The sequence below is a fragment of the Deltaproteobacteria bacterium genome (genome assembly GCA_016178705.1).
Lineage (GTDB): Bacteria > Desulfobacterota > Binatia > HRBIN30 > JACQVA1 > JACOST01.
In genome coordinates, this window is the sequence record JACOST010000030.1 from 357,121 (window position 1) to 378,407 (window position 21,287).

The 21,287-nt window shown below is 63.7% G+C and carries 21 protein-coding genes and 1 pseudogene; 21 read left to right on the forward strand and 1 reads right to left on the reverse strand.

Features of this window, described 5'->3' with window-relative positions; all coding sequences use genetic code 11:
- The first annotated feature begins 131 nt into the window (after window positions 1-131).
- From pheA to HYR72_22680, 12 genes are all read left to right on the forward strand, one after another.
- The gene (gene pheA / locus HYR72_22625; protein MBI1817781.1) at window positions 132-1,226 is read left to right on the forward strand and encodes a prephenate dehydratase; all 1,095 of its coding nucleotides are present in this window, start codon (window positions 132-134) and stop codon (window positions 1,224-1,226) included.
- A gap of 19 nt (window positions 1,227-1,245) precedes the next feature.
- On the forward strand, window positions 1,246-2,364 hold the full coding sequence (locus HYR72_22630) for a histidinol-phosphate transaminase (GenBank protein MBI1817782.1): 1,119 nt from the start codon (window positions 1,246-1,248) through the stop codon (window positions 2,362-2,364).
- The gene (locus HYR72_22635; protein ID MBI1817783.1) at window positions 2,348-3,205 is read left to right on the forward strand and encodes a prephenate dehydrogenase/arogenate dehydrogenase family protein; all 858 of its coding nucleotides are present in this window, start codon (window positions 2,348-2,350) and stop codon (window positions 3,203-3,205) included. Before HYR72_22630 ends, HYR72_22635 begins: the two co-directional genes overlap by 17 nt.
- Window positions 3,202-4,482, forward strand: coding sequence for a 3-phosphoshikimate 1-carboxyvinyltransferase (gene aroA / locus HYR72_22640; GenBank protein MBI1817784.1), 1,281 nt, complete (start codon window positions 3,202-3,204; stop codon window positions 4,480-4,482). The genes HYR72_22635 and aroA overlap by 4 nt, the downstream gene beginning before the upstream one ends.
- A complete protein-coding gene (locus HYR72_22645) occupies window positions 4,479-5,162 on the forward strand; it encodes a (d)CMP kinase (GenBank protein MBI1817785.1) in 684 nt (227 codons plus the stop codon). The genes aroA and HYR72_22645 overlap by 4 nt, the downstream gene beginning before the upstream one ends.
- Window positions 5,163-5,223: 61 nt before the next feature.
- Window positions 5,224-6,957: a 30S ribosomal protein S1 gene (locus tag HYR72_22650; protein ID MBI1817786.1), complete on the forward strand. Its 1,734-nt coding sequence runs from the start codon at window positions 5,224-5,226 to the stop codon at window positions 6,955-6,957.
- 7 nt (window positions 6,958-6,964) lie between these two features.
- A complete protein-coding gene (locus HYR72_22655) occupies window positions 6,965-7,273 on the forward strand; it encodes an integration host factor subunit beta (protein ID MBI1817787.1) in 309 nt (102 codons plus the stop codon).
- Window positions 7,274-7,281: 8 nt separating this feature from the next.
- On the forward strand, window positions 7,282-7,779 hold the full coding sequence (locus HYR72_22660; protein ID MBI1817788.1) for an HIT domain-containing protein: 498 nt from the start codon (window positions 7,282-7,284) through the stop codon (window positions 7,777-7,779).
- A gap of 85 nt (window positions 7,780-7,864) precedes the next feature.
- Window positions 7,865-9,262, forward strand: a complete 1,398-nt coding sequence (locus tag HYR72_22665; GenBank protein ID MBI1817789.1) for a sigma 54-interacting transcriptional regulator — start codon at window positions 7,865-7,867, stop codon at window positions 9,260-9,262.
- A gap of 108 nt (window positions 9,263-9,370) precedes the next feature.
- A complete protein-coding gene (locus HYR72_22670) occupies window positions 9,371-10,963 on the forward strand; it encodes a VWA domain-containing protein (GenBank protein ID MBI1817790.1) in 1,593 nt (530 codons plus the stop codon).
- A gap of 359 nt (window positions 10,964-11,322) precedes the next feature.
- The gene (locus tag HYR72_22675; GenBank protein ID MBI1817791.1) at window positions 11,323-12,051 is read left to right on the forward strand and encodes a hypothetical protein; all 729 of its coding nucleotides are present in this window, start codon (window positions 11,323-11,325) and stop codon (window positions 12,049-12,051) included.
- A gap of 428 nt (window positions 12,052-12,479) precedes the next feature.
- Window positions 12,480-15,320: a hypothetical protein gene (locus tag HYR72_22680; GenBank protein MBI1817792.1), complete on the forward strand. Its 2,841-nt coding sequence runs from the start codon at window positions 12,480-12,482 to the stop codon at window positions 15,318-15,320.
- A gap of 62 nt (window positions 15,321-15,382) precedes the next feature.
- On the opposite strand, the gene HYR72_22685 is transcribed toward HYR72_22680, so the two are convergent.
- Entirely contained in the window at window positions 15,383-15,817 is a 435-nt protein-coding gene (locus tag HYR72_22685) for a hypothetical protein (GenBank protein MBI1817793.1), read from the reverse strand.
- Window positions 15,818-15,925: 108 nt separating this feature from the next.
- On the opposite strand from HYR72_22685, the gene HYR72_22690 reads away from it, so the two are divergent.
- From HYR72_22690 to yidC, 9 genes and pseudogenes are all read left to right on the forward strand, one after another.
- A complete protein-coding gene (locus HYR72_22690; protein MBI1817794.1) occupies window positions 15,926-16,285 on the forward strand; it encodes a nucleotidyltransferase domain-containing protein in 360 nt (119 codons plus the stop codon).
- Window positions 16,275-16,677, forward strand: a pseudogene (locus tag HYR72_22695) (HEPN domain-containing protein). Before HYR72_22690 ends, HYR72_22695 begins: the two are co-directional and overlap by 11 nt.
- A 2-nt stretch (window positions 16,678-16,679) precedes the next feature.
- Window positions 16,680-17,363, forward strand: coding sequence for an NnrU family protein (locus tag HYR72_22700; GenBank protein ID MBI1817795.1), 684 nt, complete (start codon window positions 16,680-16,682; stop codon window positions 17,361-17,363).
- 84 nt (window positions 17,364-17,447) lie between these two features.
- Window positions 17,448-18,452 (forward strand): NAD(P)-dependent glycerol-3-phosphate dehydrogenase, encoded by a 1,005-nt coding sequence (locus tag HYR72_22705; GenBank protein MBI1817796.1) that lies wholly within the window; start codon window positions 17,448-17,450, stop codon window positions 18,450-18,452.
- A gap of 23 nt (window positions 18,453-18,475) precedes the next feature.
- Window positions 18,476-18,727 (forward strand): hypothetical protein, encoded by a 252-nt coding sequence (locus HYR72_22710; GenBank protein ID MBI1817797.1) that lies wholly within the window; start codon window positions 18,476-18,478, stop codon window positions 18,725-18,727.
- Window positions 18,728-18,889: 162 nt separating this feature from the next.
- Window positions 18,890-19,048, forward strand: coding sequence for a 50S ribosomal protein L34 (rpmH, locus tag HYR72_22715; protein MBI1817798.1), 159 nt, complete (start codon window positions 18,890-18,892; stop codon window positions 19,046-19,048).
- Between the two features lie 29 nt (window positions 19,049-19,077).
- Entirely contained in the window at window positions 19,078-19,401 is a 324-nt protein-coding gene (gene rnpA / locus HYR72_22720) for a ribonuclease P protein component (protein MBI1817799.1), read from the forward strand.
- Window positions 19,398-19,655, forward strand: a complete 258-nt coding sequence (yidD, locus tag HYR72_22725) for a membrane protein insertion efficiency factor YidD (GenBank protein MBI1817800.1) — start codon at window positions 19,398-19,400, stop codon at window positions 19,653-19,655. Before rnpA ends, yidD begins: the two co-directional genes overlap by 4 nt.
- A gap of 3 nt (window positions 19,656-19,658) precedes the next feature.
- A complete protein-coding gene (gene yidC, locus HYR72_22730) occupies window positions 19,659-21,287 on the forward strand; it encodes a membrane protein insertase YidC (GenBank protein ID MBI1817801.1) in 1,629 nt (542 codons plus the stop codon).

Below are 21,287 nucleotides of genomic sequence, written 5' to 3' on the forward strand. Positions count from 1 at the left end.
ATCGCCGTCGGGCTACGCTAACCACTCCAACGCTTCCACTGAATCCATGAGCGGGCATCTCCTCACTGCATACGGGGCACGGGCGCTATTGGCGCATCGTGCTGCTGAGGGAACGCCCGCGGGGGACTCTCTTGCCGCGCAAGACCACTGGGCTTGATGCACTGCGGGCGCAAATCGATCACATCGACGACCAATTGCTTGCGCTGCTCAGTCAGCGGGCGCGTTTGGTGGTCGAAGTGGGTGAGCGTAAGCGGGCGAGCGGCCACGACGCGATCTACGTGCCCGGGCGCGAGAAGCGCATCTACCAGCGGCTAACCAGGCGCAACCGCGGCCCGCTGCCGCCTGAAAGCGTCCGCGCCATCTTTCGCGAGGTGATCTCCAGTTGCCTCGCGATGGAGCAGCCGCTGCGCATAGCCTACCTCGGACCCGAGGCCACCTTCTCGCACCTGGCTGCGCTTGAGCAGTTTGGATCGCGCGCCACGCTTCAACCCGCCGATTCGATTCCCGGCGTCTTCGATGAAGTCGAACATCGCCGCGCCGACTACGGCGTGGTTCCGGTAGAGAACTCGACGCAAGGCGTGGTGGCCCAGACCCTCGATCGCTTCGTGTCGTCGCCACTGACGATCAAGGCCGAGCTGCTGTTGCGCATCGATCACTACTTGCTGTCGCGCGCCGGCCGGCTCGCCGGCATCCGACGCGTTGTGTCGCACGCGCAATCGTTCGGCCAGTGCCGCCAATGGCTCGCGGACCATCTGCCGAGCGTGCCGCTCGAAGAAGTATCGAGCAACGCCAAAGCCGCGGCAATTGCCGCAAAGCAACCGGGCACCGCAGCCATCGCCGGACGCTTGGCGGCGGAGCACTACGATCTCAAGGTCGTGGCCGCACACATTCAAGATCAGGCCACCAACCTGACCCGCTTCCTCGTCATCGGCCACGACGGACTCGCCGCGCCGACGGGTGAGGACAAGACCACGGTGCTGTTCTCGGTGCGCCACCAACCCGGCGTGTTGTTCACGCTCCTCAAACCGTTCGCCGACCATCACGTCAACCTCACCAGCATCGAGTCGCGTCCGATGAGCGGCCGGCCCTGGGAATATTTTTTCTTCCTCGACTTCGAAGGCCATGCCCGCGATCGCCGTGTCGCGCGGGCACTGCGCGCGCTGCAAACGCAAACGATCACTTGCCGTGTGGTCGGTTCGTATATCGCCGCGCGGCAACCGAAGTAGGAGGAGCGCGAGTACCTCTATGGATCTGGCTCAACTCGTGCCCGATTGGATTCGCAGCCTGTCAGCATACCCACCGGGTATGCCGATTGAAGAACTCGAGCGCGAGTACAGCATCTACGATTCGATCAAGCTGGCCTCCAACGAGAATCCGCTCGGTCCTTCGCCCAAGGCCGTGGCCGCGGTGGCGAAGGTGTTGTCGCAGATGCACCGTTACCCCGACGGCGGGTGTCACTACCTGCGGCGGGCGCTGGCGCAGCGGCTCGGCGTCGCGCCCGAAGCGCTGATCTTCGGCAACGGCTCGAACGAAATCATCGAACTGGTCGTGCGCACGGTCTTGTGCCGCGGCGAGCACGCGGTGATGGCCGATCAGGCCTTCGTGATCTATCGCATGGTCGTGCAAGCCGCCGGTGGGCGCAGCACGATCGTGCCGCTGCGCAACTTCACGCATGATCTCGAAGCGATCGCCGAGGCCATCACCCCGTCGACGCGGCTGGTGTTCCTCGCCAACCCCAACAATCCGACCGGGACCATCTTCTTTCGCGAGCAGTGGCGCGAGTTCCTCGCGGCGGTGCCGACCAACGTCGTCATCGTGCTCGACGAAGCGTACGCCGAGTTCGTCGAGGATCCCGAATATCCCGACTCGCTCGCCGACCTCGGCTCGGATCGTCTGCTCATCGTGCTGCGTACCTTCTCGAAGATTTACGGACTGGCGGCGCTGCGCATCGGCTATGGGGTGGCGCGCCCGGAGCTCATCGAGCTGATCAATCGCGTGCGGCAGCCATTCAACGTCGGCACCCTGGCGCAGGTCGGCGCGCTTGCGGCGCTCGACGATCTCGATCACGTCGCCGCAACGCGCCGCACCAATCGCGAGGGTTTGGCTTTCTTGCGCGCCGCATGCGAGCGCCTCGGCATCGCCTATGTTCCGAGCTGGGCGAACTTCCTGCTCATCGACGTCGGCAACGGTGCGCGGGTTTACGAGCGTCTATTGCGCGAAGGTGTGATCGTGCGGCCAATGGCGTTCTACGGATTGCCTGACCAAATTCGGGTCACTATCGGCTTGCCAGCGGAGAACGAGCGCTTCGTGACCGCGCTCGAAAAAGTTCTCCGCGCGGGAGGGGCGGGTGCCGCGCCTTTTTGAGCGAGCCGCGATTGCCGGCGTCGGATTGATCGGCGGATCGCTTGCATTGGCGGCGCGCCGCGCCGGTTTGATCGGCGAAGTGGTCGGTCTGGCGCGGCGTGCGGAGACGCTCGCCGAGGCCAAACAGCGCGGCCTGGTCGATCGCGCCACCAACGATCCAGCCGACGCCGCGCGCGGCGCCGATCTGCTCGTGCTCGCCGTGCCGGTGCGCGCCATCGCCGGCGTCGCACGCGCCTGTGTGCCGACACTCGCAACCGGTGCGGTCATCACCGACGCCGGCAGCGTGAAAGCGATCGTGGTGCGCGAGTTGGAAGCGGTCGCGGCGGCTGGGCAGCACGTCGTCGGCGCCCATCCTATCGCCGGCACCGAGGACACTGGCCCGGCGGCGGCGACGGCGGATCTGTTTCGCGATCAACTCTGCATCCTGACGCCAACGGCGCGCACTGACACCGCCGCCGCCGACCGCATCCAAGCGCTGTGGGAAGGCGTCGGCATGCGGGTCACGCGCATGACACCGGAGCGCCACGATGAAGTCCTCGCCGCGGTGAGCCACCTGCCGCATGTGATCGCCTTTGCCCTCATGAACGCCATCGCCGCCGCCGGTGGCGACCTCCCGCACTACAGCGGTGGTAGCTTGCGTGATGCGACGCGCGTAGCCGCGAGCTCGGTCGACATGTGGCGCGACATTCTGTTCGCCAATCGCGAGGCGATCGATCACGCACTGACCGGCTTCACCGCCGAGGTCGATCGGGTGCGCGATGCGATCCGTCGTGGAGACGAAGCGGCGCTGACGGAATTGCTGACGCGTGCCCGTGTGGCGCGACGCGGGTGGAAGGCGTGACCGACGCCATCGCGATTCGCCCGCTCACGCAACCGCCCGACGCAGTGGTCGCAGTGCCGGGCTCGCGCAGCGTGACCAACCGCGCCCTCTTGATCGCCGCACTGGGGGAAGGTCGTTCGACTCTCGACGGCGCATCGTTCAGCGACGATACCGATGCGATGGCCGCGGCTTGGCGCACCCTCGGCGTGCCGGTGGCGGAAGATGCGGCCGCCCTGCGCTTCGTCGTCGATGGATGCAGCGGTCAGTGGCCGGTAGTGAACGCGGTGTTGGACGCGCGTGCCGCCGGTACGGCGATGCGTTTTCTCACCGCGGCCTTGTGCGTCGGCCGTGGGCACTATCGCCTCGATGGCACCGCCCGCATGCGCGAACGGCCGATTCAGGATCTACTCGATGCGCTGAGTCAACTCGGGGCACGGGTCCGCAGCGAGCACGACACCGGCTGCCCGCCGGTCGTGATCGACGCGAGGGGACTGCCCGGCGGCACCGCCACGGTGGCGGGCGACAAGAGCAGCCAGTTTCTATCGGCGCTATTGATGGCAGCGCCGTACGCGCAGCGCGACGTGACGATAGCCGTGCGCGGCCAGTTGATCGCCCGGCCGTTCGTCGACATGACGCTCGGCGTGATGGCCGACTTTGGCGTCGCCGTGGAGCGCGATGCTGATCTCCGTTTCCGCATCCGCAGCGGACAGCGATACCGGGGCCGCACGTACCGGATCGAGCCCGACGCGTTGGGCGCGCACTACTTCTTCGCGGCCGCAGCGGTAACCGGCGGGCGTGTGCGCGTGAACGGCATCGGCCGGCACTCGACCCAAGGCGACGCGCGCTTCGTCGAGGTGTTGGCCACGATGGGCGCGACGGTGACGCGCACCGACGAGTTCATCGAAGTGATCGGGCCCACGCAGCTCCACGGCGTCGACGTTGACTTGAACGAGATCTCCGACACCGCGCTCACGCTCGCGGCAATCGCGCCGTTCGCCAGCACGCCCGTGCGCATTCGCAACGTCGCCCACATTCGGTTGCAGGAGAGCGATCGCTTGCACGCCGCGGCCACCGAGTTGCAGCGACTCGGGGTGGCAGTGAGCGAACACGACGACGGGTTGGAGATTCAACCGTCGCCGGTGCAACCGGCGACCGTACAAACGTACGACGACCATCGTGTCGCCATGAGCTTTGCGCTCATCGGCTTGCGCGTGCCCGGCATTCGCATCGCGGATCCGGCTTGCGTGGCAAAAACCTTTCCGGACTATTTCGCGCGCCTGGAGAGCTTGCGCCGATGAAGCCCATCGTGATCGCCATCGACGGACCCGCAGGCGCCGGCAAGAGCACGGTGAGTCGCACGCTCGCACAGCGACTCGGCTATCGCTACGTCGATACTGGCGCGATGTATCGGGTGATCGGCGTGCTGGCCGCAGAGCAGAGTATCGAGTTGACCGACGCCAGCGTCTTGGCGACGTTGTGCGATACCGTCACCATCCGTTTCGAGACCACGGGCGATCGTGTGCGCACGTTCGCTGACGGCCGCGATCTCTCCGATCTGATTCGCAGCGCGGCCGCCGGGCAACTCGCCTCCAAGGTGTCGACAGTGCCGGCAGTGCGCGATCGGCTGGTCGCGCAGCAACGCACGCTCGGCGCCGGCGGCGGTGTGGTCATGGAAGGGCGCGACATCGGCACGGTGGTCTTCCCGAGCGCGCCGCTGAAGGTTTTTCTCGATGCGTCGCCGCTGGAGCGTGCGCGCCGCCGCGCCGCGGAGCTGCAAGCGCGCGGTGAGCGCGTTGACGTCGACGCGATGGCGCGCGAGATCGCCGACCGCGATACGCGCGACCGCACGCGCGCGCACTCGCCGCTGCGCCCGGCCGACGATGCGCACGTGATCGACAGCACCGGGCGCGGCATCGAGGCCATTGTCGACGAATTGGTGGAATTGGCGCGGCGCGCGCAAGGTACGCAAAGGGGTTGAAACTGTATGGCGTCAGGGATAAGGACACTGCACCACATCCGATTCAGGGGGTAGGTTTCACATGGATCAGCAAACCAAAGCGGCCGCAGGCGGCGGCCAAGAGGATTTTGGCCGCCTGTTCGAGCAGAGCCTGCGTTCAGTGCGCCCGGGCGGTGTTGTCCGCGGCCGCGTTGTCCTGGTGTCGCGGGACACGGTCACCGTCGACATCGGCTACAAGTCGGAGGGCCACATTCCGCTGCGCGAGTTCATCGACCGCGACGGCACCGTCGGCGTGCAAGAGGGCGACGAGATTGACGTGTACTTTGACACCGCCGAAGGCGAGCAGGGCGGCATCGTGCTGTCGCGCGCCAAAGCGGAGCAGTTCAAGGTCTGGCACGACATCGAAGAGGCGTTCGAGAAAAACGGCGCGGTCGAAGGCGTAGTCGTCGGCAAGGTGAAGGGCGGGTTGAAGGTGGATGTGGGAGTGCCTGCCTTTCTACCCGGTTCGCATACCGACATACGCCCGGCGCGTAATCTCGATCGCTACATCGGTCAGCGCGGACGCTTCGCGGTGCTCAAGTTCAACCGCGCGCGCGGCAACGTCGTGGTGTCACGCCGCGCTGTGCTCGAACGCGAGCGCGAATCACTGAAAGAGGAAACGCTCAAGGTGCTCGAACCCGGCATCGTGCTCGAAGGCACGGTGAAGAACATCACCGACTACGGCGCGTTCGTCGACCTCGGCGGCATCGATGGTTTGCTGCACGTCACCGACATGTCGTGGGGGCGCGTCAACAAACCGTCCGACGTGGTGCAGGTGGGCGAACACGTCAAAGTGGTGGTGCTCAAGTACGATCCGGAACGCGGCCGCGTCTCACTCGGCATGAAGCAGATTCTACCCGACCCGTGGTCGACGGCCGCCGAGCGATTCTACGCCGGCGCGCGCGTCAAGGGTAAGGTGGTCAGCTTGGCCGACTACGGCGCGTTCATCGAACTCGAACCCGGTATCGAAGGCCTCGTCCACGTCTCCGAGATGTCGTGGTCCAAGCGCATCGCGCATCCCTCGAAAGTGCTCGAACCGGAGCAAGAGGTGGAAGTCGTCGTGCTCGATGTCGACGCGCCGAACAATCGCATCTCGCTGGGCCTCAAGCAGACCGAGCCGAATCCGTGGGAGATGATGCGCATCAACCACCCGATCGGCAGCCACGTTCAAGGCAAGGTCAAGAACGTCACCGACTTCGGGGTCTTCGTCGGCATTGAAGACGGCATCGATGGCTTGGTGCATGTCTCCGATCTGCACTGGACCAAAAAGATCAAGCATCCGTCGGAACTGTACAAGAAGGGCGACGATCTCGACGCCGTCGTGCTCGGCATCGACGTCGACAACGAACGGGTTTCGCTCGGCGTCAAGCAAATCACCGAAGACCCATGGTCGACGATCAGCAAGCGCCATCCGGTGGGCACCCGAATCAAGGGCCGCGTCACCAGCGTCACCGACTTCGGGTTGTTCGTCGAATTGGAAGAAGGCTTGGAAGGCCTGATCCACGTGTCGCAGATAAGCCACGAGCGCATCGAGAAACCCCAGCTGATGTTCCAGCCCGGGCAGGAAGTCGAAGCCGAGGTTACCCAGATCGACATCCGCGAGCGCAAGATCGGCCTCAGCATCAAAGCGCTGCGCCGCAGCGAAGAGCGCGAAGAGGTCGAGTCGTACATGAAGAAGGAAAGCGAAGGGGCGCGGTTCTCGTTCGAGGACATCCTCAACGAGGAGCTTCGCCTCGATCGCGATGCGCCCCGCGATGTCCCAAAGGATCGGAGCTGAGCCGCCGATGACGAAGCGCGATCTCATTGAAGAGGTCGTGAATCAGTATCCGCAGTTTTCGCGGCGCGACGCTGAGGTGATGGTCAACTCGGTGTTCGACAGCATGGCCGACGCGCTACGGCGGGGGGATCGCATCGAGATCCGCGGTTTTGGTAGCTACGTGGTCAAGCCGCGTCAAGCTCGCCAGGGCCGCAATCCGAAGACCGGTCACCTCGTAAACGTCGCGGCCAAGCGCGTCCCCTTTTTCAAGGTCGGCAAAGAGCTGCGCCAGCGCGTCGACGGCAAACCCGTCGATCCCACCTCGGCCACCGGCTGAGTTCGCCGATGGAGACGCTCTGGGCTCCGTGGCGCATGGCGTACGTGGCGGGGCCCAAGGAGTCCGGCTGCATATTCTGCACTCACCCCGTTGCCGCGGATGCGCGCCAGGCCCTCGTGCTGGCCACCACGCCCACGAGTGTCGTCATGCTCAATCGCTTCCCCTACGCCAACGGGCATCTGATGGTCGCGCCGCGCGCACACACCGCCGAGTTGGATCAATTCTCGGCGGTGGAGTTCGGCGCGCTGATGGAAACCGTGCGCCGCGCCGCACGCGTGTTGCGTGAGGTGTTTGCCCCCGAGGGAATGAACATCGGCCTCAACCTCGGCCGCGCGGCGGGTGCTGGCGTTGCCGATCACCTGCACTGGCACCTGGTGCCGCGCTGGGTCGGCGACACCAACTTCATGCCGCTGATCGGCGAGGTGCGGGTCATGCCTGAACATCTGCTCGCTACCTACGACCGTCTCCGACCGCACTTCGCGACGGCGGCCGCGTCGACCGGCTAACTGCACGCACTGTGTTGCCCGCAGCGTAGTGCCCCCCTATAATCATCAGAACTCGACGGATCGACGTGATCGAAAGGTGAGCGTGATGCAGACAGCGCGGACTCTGGGGGAATTGCGAGCGGCGGGCTATCAGGTGCGGGGCGTGCGCGCGGAGATGCGACGCAACTTACTCGACCGTCTCAATCGCCGCGAGCGCATCTTGCCGGGCATCATCGGCTTCGACGATACGGTCGTGCCCGAGATCGAAAACGCCATCCTCGCCGGCCACCACATGGTGTTCCTGGGTGAACGCGGCCAGGCCAAGTCGCGCATCATTCGCGCCCTGACGGGGCTGCTCGATCCGCTCGTGCCGGCGGTGCGCGGTTGCGAGATCAACGACAACCCGTTCGATCCGATCTGCAAGGAGTGCCGCCGTCGTCTCGCCGATCAGGGCGACGCGCTCGAGATCACGTGGATCGGACCCGATCATCGCTATGCCGAGAAGCTGGCGACGCCCGACGTGTCGATCGCCGATCTCATCGGCGAGATTGACCCGATCAAGGTGGCCGAGGGTCGCTACCTCGCCGACGAGGAGACCATTCACTACGGCCTGGTGCCGCGCACCAACCGCGGCATCTTCGCCATCAATGAGCTGCCCGACCTCACCGAGAAGGTGCAGGTCGGATTGTTCAACCTGATGGAAGAGAAGGACGTCCAGATCAAAGGTTACAAGATCCGCCTTCCCGTCGACGTCGTGATCGTCGCCAGCGCCAACCCTGAGGACTACACCAACCGCGGCCGCATCATCACGCCCTTGAAGGATCGCTTCGACGTGCAGATTCGTACCCACTATCCGCGCACGCTCGACGACGAGATCGCCATCATGCAGCAGGAGCTGCCGCCGCTCGACCGCGTCGAGCGGACCCTCGGCATGCCGGCGTTCATGCTCGAAGTTATCGCGCAGCTCACCTTCGAGGCGCGGGCCTGCAACGAGATCAATCAAAGCTCCGGCGTCAGCGTGCGCGTGAGCATCAACAACTACGAGAGCGTGCTCAGCAATGCTGAGAAGCGCGCGTTGCGCGTCGACGAGCGCGAGATCGTGCCGCGCCTCACCGATCTGCACTCGATGCTCGCATCGACCTCGGGCAAGATCGAATTGGAGTACGCCGGCGAAGACAAGAAGGCTGAGGACCTGATTGATCGACTGCTCAACCGCGCCATCCTGAAAGTGTTCGACAAGTACCTGCAGATCGACAAGCTCAAGTCGATCAGCGAGTACTTCGAACAAGGATGGGGAGTCGAAGTATCCGACAGCATGCCATCAGCCGACTACCTCGATGCGCTGCGCGCGATTCCCGGCTTGCAGGAAGCCGTGCGCACGCTGGGCAGCGTCGAGAGTCCCGGCTTCATTGCGGCGGCCATTGAACTGGTCCTCGAAGGACTCCACCTCCATCAGAAACTCAACAAGGACCGCGACGGCGGCCGCTATTCGTATCGCGCGTGAAACAGGCAGATGGCTGATCGCGTGTCGCAGATGGTCGGAAACTGCTCTCGATCCGAGCCATCCGCCATCCGCCATCCGCCATCAGCTATCAGCCATCGGCCACAAGCCATGTTGAAGATCCGCTACACCGAGTGGGATGGGAGTCAGCGCATCAAGCTGACCGCCGACCAGGTGTTCGAGAAACTGTCGGAATACCTCTCCTACACCGATGACGTGCAGCAGGCGCTCGACTGGATGATGCGCCAGGGCTTCGACTGGGAGGGCATGCAGGTCCTCGGCCTCGACGACTTCCTCGAACAATTGCGCGAGGCGATGCGCCAGCGCTATCGCGATTTCAATCTCAACTCGGCGCTCGACGAGATGCGCCAGCGCCTCGACGAGATTGTCGATCTCGAACGCGACACGCTCGAGCACGGCGAGGTGCCGCCAGAGCGCGCGCAGGTGAAGCGTGACTTCCTCGATCAGCTTCCTCATCGCTTGAGCGAGGCGATCGAGCGGATGAAGTCGTACGACTTCGAGGATTCACAGGCCGCCGGCGACTTCGAGAATCTGCTGGAAGAGCTGGAGGACATCAGCGAGCTGGAGGATTTTCAGCGCCGTCACGGCGATATGTTCCACGGGCCCAAGTCGCTCGGGTATCAGGATGCGCTCGATCTGATGCGCGAGATGAACCAGCTCAAGCAACTCGAAGAGGCGCTGTCGGACGGCGACTTCGAGCGCGTCTCACTCGACGAGTTGCGCGATCTGCTTGGCCCGCAGGCGTTTCAGGACTTCCAGACCCTCAAGCAAGTGCGCATGCTGTTGCGCGACGCCGGCTACCTCGCCGGCAAAGAAGGTCGCGCGCAGCTGTCGCCCAAGGGCGTGCGACGGATCGGACAGTTGGCGCTGCGCGACATTTTCCAAGGTCTCATGCGCGATCGGCCGGGCAGTCATCAGGTCGACCATCGCGGCCAGGCCGACGCGCGTCCCGACGCCACCAAGTTGTATCACTACGGCGACCCGCTCAACCTCGATCTCGTGCGCACGCTGAAGAAGGCGCTGGCGCGCAAACGGGGCGCGCCGCTGGCTCTCGAACCAACCGACTTCGAAGTCTTCGACACGCAGTACGCCACCACCACGTCGACCGTATTGCTGCTCGACATGAGCTGGTCGATGAGCTGGGAAGGGCGCTTCGCCGCCGCCAAGAAGGTCGCCCTGGCGATGGAGAGTCTGGTGCGTTCGCGCTACCCGCGCGACTACTTCGCGATCGTCGGCTTCTTCACCCGTGCGATCGAGTTGAAGGTGAAGGATTTGCCCGAAGCGAGTTGGAACATGGGCGATCCGTTCACCAACTTGCAGGACGGCCTACGGCTGGCGAGTGACTTACTGCGACGGCACCCGAGCAACAACCAGCAAGTGATCGTCATCACCGACGGCCAGCCGACGGCGTACTTCTCGCGCGGGCGTTTGTACTGCGAGTGGCCGCTGTCGTTCGGCGGCATCAGCATGCGCGCGGCGCAGGAGACGCTGAAGGAAGTCGAGCGCGTCACCAAGCGTGGCATCACCATCAACACGTTCATGCTCGACGACAGCCCCAGCCTGCGCGCCTTCGTCGAACGCATGACCCGCATCAACAAAGGTCGCGCGTTGTACACCCGCCCGGACCATCTCGGCGAGTACCTGTTGGTCGACTACATCGGCAAGAAGCGCAAGAAGGTGTGAGCGCGGCGGTAGAACTATCTTGAGAATTTTTCTGCATAAAATTGCGCTTGACACAGAACTGGGCTCCCATCTATGGACCCATCAGCATGTCAACCGACCGCGCATACCGGAGGAGCCGGGCCACGAGAGGTTTCGGGCAGGCTCGGCACGATGTGCTCGGCCCGCTTTCCCCGTCGAGTGATGGACTCTCTCTCGATGAGCTGAGCGGCGATCCAGCGCCGCCGCAGGCTAGCGCGTGGCGCGGATTGTCGGCGGCACCCACGCTGTTGTACGAGCGAGGCCTCCAGCACCTGTCGCAGGCGGTCGACCTACTGACACGCTACAACTTAGCCGATGCTGACAAAGCGTGCGGACTCATCGTGCGCGCGCTTGCGACCTACCACGCGCTGCTCCCTCGACTACAAGGACCCGCTCCCACCGCGACGGCGGTCGCGAGCAAGGGAGCGCTCCGGGCTGACCGTTCAGCGTGGGGAGACGGCGCCCATGCGTTTTGTCGGGAAGGCGACTACTGGAGCGTAACCTTCGAGCGGCGAACGGTAAGACTGAAACATACCAAGGGGCTTGGATACATTGCCTACTTGTTGCGTACTCCGCTGCAGGAAGTGCACGTACTCCAACTTGTGGCTCAAGCCGGGTTACAAGCGAGCGGTGCTTCCATTGCCTCCACGCCCCGTGACCGCCTTGGCAGAGATCTCGTTCCGCTATCCGATCAAAGCATTCCGGTGATCGATGCCCAAGCGTTCGCGCAGTATCGGCAGCGTTTGCGGGGGCTGCGCGAAGAACTTGACGACGCCGAGCGGAATCACGACCTGGGCCGCACAACCTCGCTCGGACACGAAATGCAATTACTCCATGCCCAGTTGGCGGCGGCGAGCGGCTATCACCGCGAGGGCTCGCCCCGATCTATTCCCACGGCCGCAAGTCGCGCGCGCGTCGCGGTGCGAAACAACATCGCGACGGCGTTGAAGGGGATTCACCTGTATCACACGCCCCTGTGGCGCCATCTCTTCACCGCCGTGAGGACGGGCTTGTTCTGCTCGTATGCTCCGGAACAGCCTGCGATGTGGGATATCCGCGACTCGCTCTGAGCTGCCCCGTCTGCGCCTGATTTCCTCTACGGTACCCGGGCGCGCCCAAGAGGGTACCCGACGGAAGCTCGCAACGATTGTTACGCACAACGCAACATTGTTACGACGAATTTAACCCCTTCCTTGTGGCATCATCATCTGACCCGGTACCGGCGGTACGTCAGCACCGTGTACGCGCCCAAAGGAAGGGAGATCGCATGATCAACAGGCGGAACAAGCAGGCTGAGAGACACCTGAACCGGAGCACGGCACCGAGTGCATGGCTGGTCTCCGCACTTGCGGCGACCGCTCTCTTTGCGGGCAATGCTAGGCCAGGAATCGCCGCGACGCGTCTATACGTCCAGAACGCCGCTGCGGACGCTTCTCCCTCCGGGCTGCGCGGTGCTTGGGATGATCCCGACCATGCAACCACCATTAAACTATCGACCGTGAAGGCAGGGACGTTCGCCACGACAGCCGCCGCGGAGACGGCGACGACAGCTGGCTACGACGTGGCCCTGCTGCGTGCGATCGGCGAGCCGCTCGACACGCAAACGCCGATCCTAAAGTCCGGTACGCTCTCATGGGTACTCGGCGTCAAGGAAAGCCTGGCGGCGGCCGACCTGTACTGGCACGTTCATGCTTACGTATGCCGCAAACAGACAAGCGATTGTGACACGAACGTGGGCACGCTCGTGAACGACTACGTTGAGAACACGAGTAACGAGTTCCCAACAACCGGCCAAGGTTTGGGCGTTCAGGGCGGTGTGGTTCAGCTCAGCAGCTATATGACTGCCGATCTCGCCGTCTTGCCTGGTGATCGTATCGTCATCGAGGTGGGCTACGTTGCTCGCAATACGTCGGCGACGACCTACACAGGCACATTGTGGTACGGCGGCACCGGCTCCGACCTAACCGTAGGTATTGACGCGACACTTCGCGCTGGTTGGTTCGAATTATCTCAAGACATCTACTTCCCCCTCTACTGGGTGCCGGGCTCCACTGGCGGGGGTGGGGCGTTCGGTGAGGCAGCCCACTGGGCTGCGACGTCAGGGGGCGTAGGCAATTACAGCACCCCAAATCTGCACAGCAATGTGCGGTTCGACGGCTCTTCCTTCACTGCGGACGGGCAGACGGTCGCTTCTTCTCAATCGTACCCGGTCCACGACATGGACTGGTCCCAGGTGGCGTCGGGGATGACGCCGCATAACCCCACGCTGTTTGTCGGCGGGGCGTCGGGCGTGCGCGGCAACCTCACGCTGGCGGAGGTAACGCAAATGACGGTTGTCTTTGGCAATGCCTGCACCCCGGGCGGTAACGTTATCCTTTCGTTCCTCTTTCAATCGAGTGTCGCCACAATTGACGCGAAGGGCCACGATCTCGGTTGCCCGGCATTCTTTCCTGGCAGCTACACGCTTCTGAGCGACCTGAAGGGTTCGCAGCAGATCGATGTCGAGAGTGGTGCCAGCCTCGCCACTAACGGCTACAAGGTTTCTACTGCGAGATTCATGGGCGGAGCCGTGCAACTCGGCAGTTCTGAATTTCACCTCCTCGCATCATCCACTCTCCCCACCGTCCTCTTCAGTACAGGTTGGAACATCGGAACGTCGAAACTCTTCATCGAGGCGCCAACGGCTTTGGTTGGTGGCCCTGCCTTTTACGACATGATCGTATCCGCTGGTTCAAGCGTCACGTTCCCACCGGATCAGACGGCCAGTTCGTTCAATTCGATCTCGTTGGGAGCCGGAGCCAGCTTGACCCTGCCGGCTGCTGCGACCACGACAATCAACGGCGGCAGCACCGCATGCCCGGCTGGACTCTGTGGCGACGGGGCAGCGACCCTTCGATCGGACACCCCTGGCGTTGCGGCAAGCCTTGTCAAGACAAGCACCGGCGCCGTGACGGTGAACTACTGGGACATCAAGGACTCGGCCGCATCGGGCGCTGTTTTCACCGCGAACAATAGCATCGACAGTGGCAATAACACCGGCTGGAACTTTGGCTCGGGTTCGATCACGGCGACACCGACTCCCACCGGAACCTTCACGCCAACTTTCACGTCGACCACGACGGCCACGAACACTCGCACCATCACGCCCACGAGTCCCCCAACGTACACATTCACGTGGACGCCGACGCCGACGTGGACGCCGACGCCGACTGCGACTCCAACACCTACGACTACCCCCTACAAGGGCCATCTCGACCAGCTTACGTTCGAGACGGACGCGCTGATCGAAGCGTCATCCGTCACTGGTCCTGCTGCTTGCACGCGTCTGAGTGGTGCCGCCAACTGTGCGACCGGTACAGGCTGTTATCGGTGGAATCCCCCAGCCAACGGGGCCTGCGCTGTGGTCAAGAGTGGCTTCAGCAACCCAGAGTTGCGAGTATCTTACAGGATGAAGTTGGCGAGCGTGGATGGGGGTGTCTTCGAAACGCTCGAAGTCGCAGCGAACGGTAAAGCCACTACTGTGCGAGTGGATACCAACAACAAGCTTAACCTCTTCGTCCGCGGCCAGGGCACGGCGTGCGCAACCGGGACCGCGACACTCCTGGTCGACGGCACCACCTGGTACCGAGTCGAGCACCGCATGAGTATCGGAGTAAACGGCGTTGCCGACGTGCGGCTGTTTGCGAACGATAACACGCAGCTGGACTCGCTGAGCTGCAGCGCCAATTTGGGCACCACCAATCTGACGCGTGTCGTGATTGGCGACAACACCACTCACGGATCAGCGACACCCGATGTTGTGTTCGACGATGTCGACATCCACGACGGCACGGCGTGGCCAGGCAACGTGCGCTGGGCTCCTGTTCTGCCGCTGGATGCGATCCCGCCACAGTGCAGCGAAACGCCGACCGGAACCGCGCATGGGTGTTCAGCAACCGCCCTCTCGGCCTGCGTCAACGAGAATCCTCCGAGCGATGGTGACACAACGACGCTGTCATACTCGACCGCGAACTGCACGTTCGCACATGCCCCGTTAGGGGTGGTGCCGGCGCCGGCCATCCATGCCGCCGAAACGTGGCTCAACGCGAAGCGCACGAGCAGCTCGGGTATTCTGGGCCGCGTCTTGATTCCGCCAGGGTCAGCCCCGAACGTCAGTGCGCTTGGTACGTTTCCAACGGCCTATGGGGACTGGATAAGGACGGATCAGCGCAATCCGTTCACCGGGAACGCCTGGACAGCGCCCGAGATCGACAACACCTCATTTGGATACGCTCGGACATCCTCACTGGGGAGCGGGCGTGTAACCGACGTGCGCTGGATCGTGGGCTACGAGCTATAAACCCAACAATTGGCGGCCGCCCGGAGCAGTCGGGCGGCCGCCAGCTTTTTCCGGCCTCTTCCTCACTTCAACTGCGGCGGCTCGTCGACTTCTTCGGCTTCGGTGGTGTCGCGGTGGACTTCCTCGCGGATGATGCGCTCGGTGGCGCTGTTGAGGTACTCGTTGAGCGCCGCGTGCAATTGCCGAAACTCGGGCCACAGGATGCTCTGCACGAAGGAATCGGGGGCGCGCAGCATCACGGTGGTGTAGCGCTGGCGCTTGTAGCGGTATGGATGCAGCTCGTAGCGCCGACACAGCGCCACGAACAACCGCCGCGCCCAGTGATCGGGAAACGTAAACTTGATCTCGACCGGACGCTCTTCGCGTTGAGCCGCCTCGAGGCGCTCGCGAATCCGCCCCAACGCTGCGGCGGCGGCTGACCGTTCGCCTGCCGTGGCGGCGCCAGCGAATAGCGCCTCGATCTTGCGCAGCTTCGCGCGCAGCTCGGCATCGTCCATCGCGGCCTTGTGCCACGATTCGATGGACAGGGCGAGGCGGGCATTCCGGTCGCGGCACGCATTTGCTGGTCACCCGCGAGAGTGTCACAATCCGTTCGCAGGCAGGGTATGGGAGTCAATCAACCTAACGCGAGCCGGCACGTGCGCCCACGAGGAACTGTCAGCGAAGGCATCTTGCAGGAGATTGTCCGTCGCATCGTCGAGGCTGTGCGCCCGGAGAAGATCATCCTATTTGGCTCGGCCGCGCGCGGCGAGATGGGACCGGACAGCGATGTTGATTTGCTTGTGGTGAAGGCCGGGGTAGACCGGCGTGCCGTGGCACAACTGCTCTACCGACGGCTGGCCGGTGTCGGCGTGGCGAAGAATATACTTGTAGTGACACCAGGGGACGTCGAACGCCACAAGGACAACATCGGTTTGGTGATCTCCCCGGCCCTGCGCGAAGGAAGGGTGATCTATGCCGCTTGATGATCTGGGTGAAGGGACCCCAGACGAGTGGTTGCGGCGCGCGAAGGGAAATCTCGCGCGAGCCCGACAACCCAAACCGACCGAGGCGTTCTGGGAAGATCTGTGCTTCGATGCGCACCAAGCGGCGGAGAAGGCAGTCAAGGCGGTGCTCATCTTCCGTCGCATTCGTTTCCCGTACGTCCATGACATCGGCGAGTTGTTGGCAACGCTTGAGCGAGGCGGGCAACAGATAGTTGCCGATCTTTACGACGCTGCGGCAGTACTCTCCCCGTACGCCGTGCAGACTCGATACCCCGGCGCTGCCCCGCCGGTGTTGGAAAGCGGATTATCGGCGCGCCGTCGCGCTTGCTGAACGCGTTGTTCAGTGGGCGGAGGAAATGGTCGGAACGTAGCGATGACATCCCTCATCCTCGCCGCAACCTTCTTTGTCGGGATTCACGTCTTCATCTCGGGCACGCGGGTGCGTGACGTCGTCGTGCGCGCGATCGGCGAGCGGCCGTTTCTCGGACTCTTCTCGCTGTTGTCGCTGGCCGGCCTCGCGTGGCTGGGCCGGGCGTACGCGCAGGCGCCGCTGATCACGCTGTGGGGAAAGGTCGACGGCCTTCGCTCGGTGGCACTGTTGGTGATGTTGGTGTCGGTCCAGTTCGTCGTCATCGGCCTCACCACGCCCAGTCCGACGGCGGTGGGCGGCGAGGCCCATCTGGATGAATCGGAGCCCGCACGCGGAATGTTGCGCGTGACCCGCCATCCATTTTTGTGGGGCGCGGCCATCTGGGCCGCGATGCACTTCGTGCTGAACGGCGACGCCGCCGGAGCGGTCTTGTTCGGTTCGATTTTGCTACTGGCTCTCGTCGGGCCGTTGTCGATCGACGCGAAGCGACGGCGTGCCTTCGGCGAGCGCTGGAACCGCTTTGCCGCGACGACATCCAACGTTCCGCTTGCCGCCATCGCACAAGGACGCAATACCTTCCAGCTCGCTGAACTAGGTTGGTGGCGCATCGCACTTGGGGTCGCCCTGTACGTGATCCTGCTGCTGAGTCACCGCTGGCTGTTCGGCGTCTCTCCGCTGTCGCTCTAGCCCGGCGTTCGACCACTCGCGCTTCACCGACACGACTCATCATCTCCTTGCGCCACCGCGGCAAATGCCGTATTCGGCGCGCATATGCGCATCGGGGTTGTCGGCGGCGGTAGTTGGGGCACCGCTTTGGCCAAACTGCTCGCCGAGCTTGAGCACGAGGTCACGCTGTGGTTCCACAACCCCGAGGTCGAACGCGCCACGGCGGCCGCGCATGAGAACACGACCTATCTGCCCGGCTTCCGCTTGCCTGACAACGTGCACACCACGGCCTCGCTGCGTGACGCGGTCGCCGACGCGCTGGTCGTCCTCTCTGTCGTGCCGTCGCATGCAACCCGGGAAGTCCTCGCCGCAGCCGCGCCGTTCGTTCACAAGGACGCGTTGCTAGTGAGCGCTTCGAAAGGGGTCGAGCAAGGAACTCTCAAGCGTATGTCGGAGGTGCTGGTCGACGTCATCGGTCATACCCGAGCGGGCCAGGTGGCATCGCTGTCGGGACCGAGTTTCGCGCGCGAGGTCGCGGCGGGCATGCCGACCGCGGTAACGCTCGCGGCCGCCAATATGACGGTGGCCGAGCGGCTGCAGAAGATCTTCCTCGCGCCGACGTTTCGGGTTTACGCGAGCAGCGATCTGATCGGTGTCGAGATCGGCGGCACGGTAAAGAACGTGATTGCGATTGCCGCCGGCGTCAGCGACGGGTTGGGGTTTGGTAGCAGCACGCGCGCGGCGTTGATCACGCGTGGCGTGGCCGAGATCGCACGGTTGGTTCAGAAGCTCGGCGGCGATCCGCGCACCGTGTCGGGGCTGTCGGGCGTGGGCGATCTGGTGCTGACCTGCACCGGCGACCTGAGCCGCAACCGCACCGTCGGCCTGCGCCTCGGGCGCGGCGAGAAGCTGCGCGACATCCTGGCCGATATGAAGATGGTTGCCGAAGGTGTAAAGAACAGTGCGACCGTCTGCGAGTTGGCGCGCCGCGCGGGCGTCGAGCTGCCGATCGCCGAGCAGATCCGCCTATTGCTCCACGAGGACAAGCCCGCTCGCCAGGTCGTGGGCGACCTGATGAGCCGCCAAGCGCGGCCAGAATTCTGGAATTGATCTGAGGAAAGGACGCAACGCGAATGGGAAACAAAGGAACCTGCAAGGCCGCCGATTGCGGCAAGGACGTGAAGGCCAAGGGCTACTGCGAACGGCACTACAGCCAATGGCGCAAAGGCAAAATGGGTAAGCCGCGCTATAAGATCTGCCACGCCGAAAACTGCCGCAAGGCGATTACTCGGCGCGGCCTGTGTCAGGCGCACTTCGAGGCGCAGTTCACCAAGAAGAAGGCCGAAGCCACGGCACCGGCCGTCGAGGCACCGGCGGCATCATAGAGAAACTCCCTTCATCACGGAGAAACTCCCTTCATCACGCTGCGTACCTCCAAATTGACTTGGCGGGCGCGGTGTGGTGTTAATGCGCCTTTCCGCCAGGGGCACAACACCAGCAGCGGTCGCGGACGATGAGTACGAAAGCCCCGGGCCGCGGGGGAACCAATGAAACGCACCTATCAACCCAGCAATACCCGACGCAAGCGAACCCACGGGTTTCTCACCCGCATGGCGACAGCGGGAGGCCGCGCCGTGATCAAGCGCCGGCGGGCCAAGGGCCGCAAACGTCTGACCGTCAGCATCCCGCCGAAGCAACCGCGCTGAGTCCGGCCACGCCGATCACGCGGCAGCGGTTGCCGCGGCGTTGGCGGATCCGCAATCGACGAGAGTATGTTTGGTTGCAACGCGACGGTCGCCGCCGGAGCACGCTGCACTTCATTGTTCTGTGGCGCGGGCGGACGGACGGTGTCAGCCGGCTGGGCCTTACTGTCAGCCGCAAGGTCGGAGGCGCGGTGATTCGCAATCGAGTGAAGCGTCGGGTGCGCGAATGGTTCCGCCGCCAGCGGCTGCAGCTCGTCCAGGCGCGCGACTTTGTCGTGATCGCCCGGCCGAGCGCAGCCATCTTGAGCGCCGCGGAGATCGCCGTCGAATTGACGCAAGCCGGACGCGCATCATGATCACTGTTCAGTCTCTGGCGACGCGCGGCCAGCGCCGCCCGTTCGCACGCGCGCTCATCGTCGGCGTGATTCAACTTTACCGAATGTCTATCTCTCCGCTATTGGGACAACATTGCCGCTTCGCTCCCTCTTGCTCGGTGTACGCGCGCGACGCCATCGATCGGCACGGCTTCTGGCGCGGTGTTCGGCTCAGCCTGCGGCGCGTTGCCCGCTGCCATCCTTGGCACTCTGGTGGATGGGATCCGGTGCCTTAGGTGATGGAGCGGCGCGCATTCATCGCAGTCGTCATCTCGATTGCGATACTTGTCTTCTATCAAGAAGTGGTGCTGAAGCGTCTGTATCCACCGCCACCAGCCGCGCTAGATGTGCCGGGCGAGCCACCGAGCGCGGCGCCACGCGCCGAGACTGTGCCGCCGCCGGCCATCGAAGCTGAAACAGCGGCACCCGCGCCGCTTCCGATCGTCAATGATCACCCGATCGAGATCGACACCGATCTCTATCACGCCACCATCACCGCCACGGGAGCGCGTCTGACCAGCTTCCAACTCAAACGGCAGCGCACCAGCCTTGCGCCGGACTCTCCCCCGCTCGAAATGGTACGGGTCACCAGCGGCGAGTACCCGCTCGCGGTACAGCTCCGTGGGGCGAAGGAGTCGCTCAACGACGCGGCGCTGACGTATCACGCCGATCGCGATGCGGTAGCCCTCCACGACGGTGGCGAGGGCACGCTAACGCTGACCACCACTTCGGCCGACACCACCATCACCAAGACCTTCAGCTTCCGCGACGATTCCTACCTCGTCGGACTCGACATCACGGTCGACGGCGGCGCGACGTTCAGCGAAATCGGCGTGGCCTGGCACAAGGGGATCGAGGCGGCAGCGCTTCCGGGCGTTGAACAGCTCTTCGACCAGATCTCGCTGCTGCAAGACAAAAAGCTGTTGCACGAAAAGTTCGACGCGCTGGCCGCCGGCAAAGTGATCGAGAAAAACATTTACTGGGCCGGCTACGACGGGCGCTACTTCATGGCGATGATGGTGCCGGGTGATCCGGCGCCGGCACGGGCGTGGCTTAAGCAACGTGATCACAGCGTGGAAACCATGGTGCTCATGCCACGCGCGGAAGCCCGAGTCGCCACGCACATGGATGTGTATGTCGGGCCGAAGGACTACAACGCTCTCAAAGAAGTCGGCCACGAACTCGATCGCGCCGTCGATCTGGGCTGGTTTTGGTTCATCGCTTGGCCGCTCTTGCTGGCCATCAAGTTCTCCCACCGCATCACCGGCAACTACGGCATCGACATCATCCTGCTCACCGTGACGATCAAGATCCTGTTCATCCCGCTCACTCAGCGCAGCTTCAAGTCGATGAAGGCGATGCAGAAGTTGCAGCCGCAAATGGCGAAAATCCGCGAGCGCTACAAGGACACGCCAGAGGAGATGAACAAGGAGATCATGGAGTTGTACCGGCGCCACAAGGTCAACCCGCTCGGCGGCTGCCTGCCGATGGTTCTGCAGATGCCGGTCTTCTTGGGCCTCTACGCGGCCCTCTCGCACGCCGTTGAGTTGCGCCACGCGCCGTTCTTTCTGTGGATCACCGATCTTTCCGCGCCCGATCGCTTGGGCTCGCTGGCCATCCCGTTCGTGTCGCCACCCGGAATCCCCGTGCTCACACTGTTGATGGGCGGCAGCATGTTCCTGCAGCAGTGGATGACTCCGAGCACCGGCGACCCCCAGCAGCAACGAGTCATGATGATTATGCCGCTCATGTTCACCTTCATGTTCGTCAGCTTCCCTGCCGGCCTGACGTTGTACTGGTTGGTGAACAACCTCTTGACCATCGGGCAGCAATACGTGATCAATCGTCCCGAGCGCCGATCCGAATAG

Excerpts from the sequence above, each read along its gene's own strand:
- HYR72_22630 (MBI1817782.1), top strand. The coding sequence starts at position 1,246 with ATGGATCTGGCTCAACTCGTGCCCGATTGGATTCGCAGCCTGTCAGCA.
- HYR72_22645 (MBI1817785.1), top strand. The coding sequence starts at position 4,479 with ATGAAGCCCATCGTGATCGCCATCGACGGACCCGCAGGCGCCGGCAAG.
- HYR72_22650 (MBI1817786.1), top strand. The coding sequence starts at position 5,224 with ATGGATCAGCAAACCAAAGCGGCCGCAGGCGGCGGCCAAGAGGATTTT.
- HYR72_22655 (MBI1817787.1), top strand. The coding sequence starts at position 6,965 with ATGACGAAGCGCGATCTCATTGAAGAGGTCGTGAATCAGTATCCGCAG.
- HYR72_22660 (MBI1817788.1), top strand. The coding sequence starts at position 7,282 with ATGGAGACGCTCTGGGCTCCGTGGCGCATGGCGTACGTGGCGGGGCCC.
- HYR72_22665 (MBI1817789.1), top strand. The coding sequence starts at position 7,865 with ATGCAGACAGCGCGGACTCTGGGGGAATTGCGAGCGGCGGGCTATCAG.
- HYR72_22670 (MBI1817790.1), top strand. The coding sequence starts at position 9,371 with ATGTTGAAGATCCGCTACACCGAGTGGGATGGGAGTCAGCGCATCAAG.
- HYR72_22685 (MBI1817793.1), bottom strand. The coding sequence starts at position 15,817 with ATGGACGATGCCGAGCTGCGCGCGAAGCTGCGCAAGATCGAGGCGCTA.
- HYR72_22690 (MBI1817794.1), top strand. The coding sequence starts at position 15,926 with ATGGGAGTCAATCAACCTAACGCGAGCCGGCACGTGCGCCCACGAGGA.
- HYR72_22700 (MBI1817795.1), top strand. The coding sequence starts at position 16,680 with ATGACATCCCTCATCCTCGCCGCAACCTTCTTTGTCGGGATTCACGTC.
- HYR72_22705 (MBI1817796.1), top strand. The coding sequence starts at position 17,448 with ATGCGCATCGGGGTTGTCGGCGGCGGTAGTTGGGGCACCGCTTTGGCC.
- HYR72_22710 (MBI1817797.1), top strand. The coding sequence starts at position 18,476 with ATGGGAAACAAAGGAACCTGCAAGGCCGCCGATTGCGGCAAGGACGTG.
- rpmH (MBI1817798.1), top strand. The coding sequence starts at position 18,890 with ATGAAACGCACCTATCAACCCAGCAATACCCGACGCAAGCGAACCCAC.
- yidD (MBI1817800.1), top strand. The coding sequence starts at position 19,398 with ATGATCACTGTTCAGTCTCTGGCGACGCGCGGCCAGCGCCGCCCGTTC.
- yidC (MBI1817801.1), top strand. The coding sequence starts at position 19,659 with ATGGAGCGGCGCGCATTCATCGCAGTCGTCATCTCGATTGCGATACTT.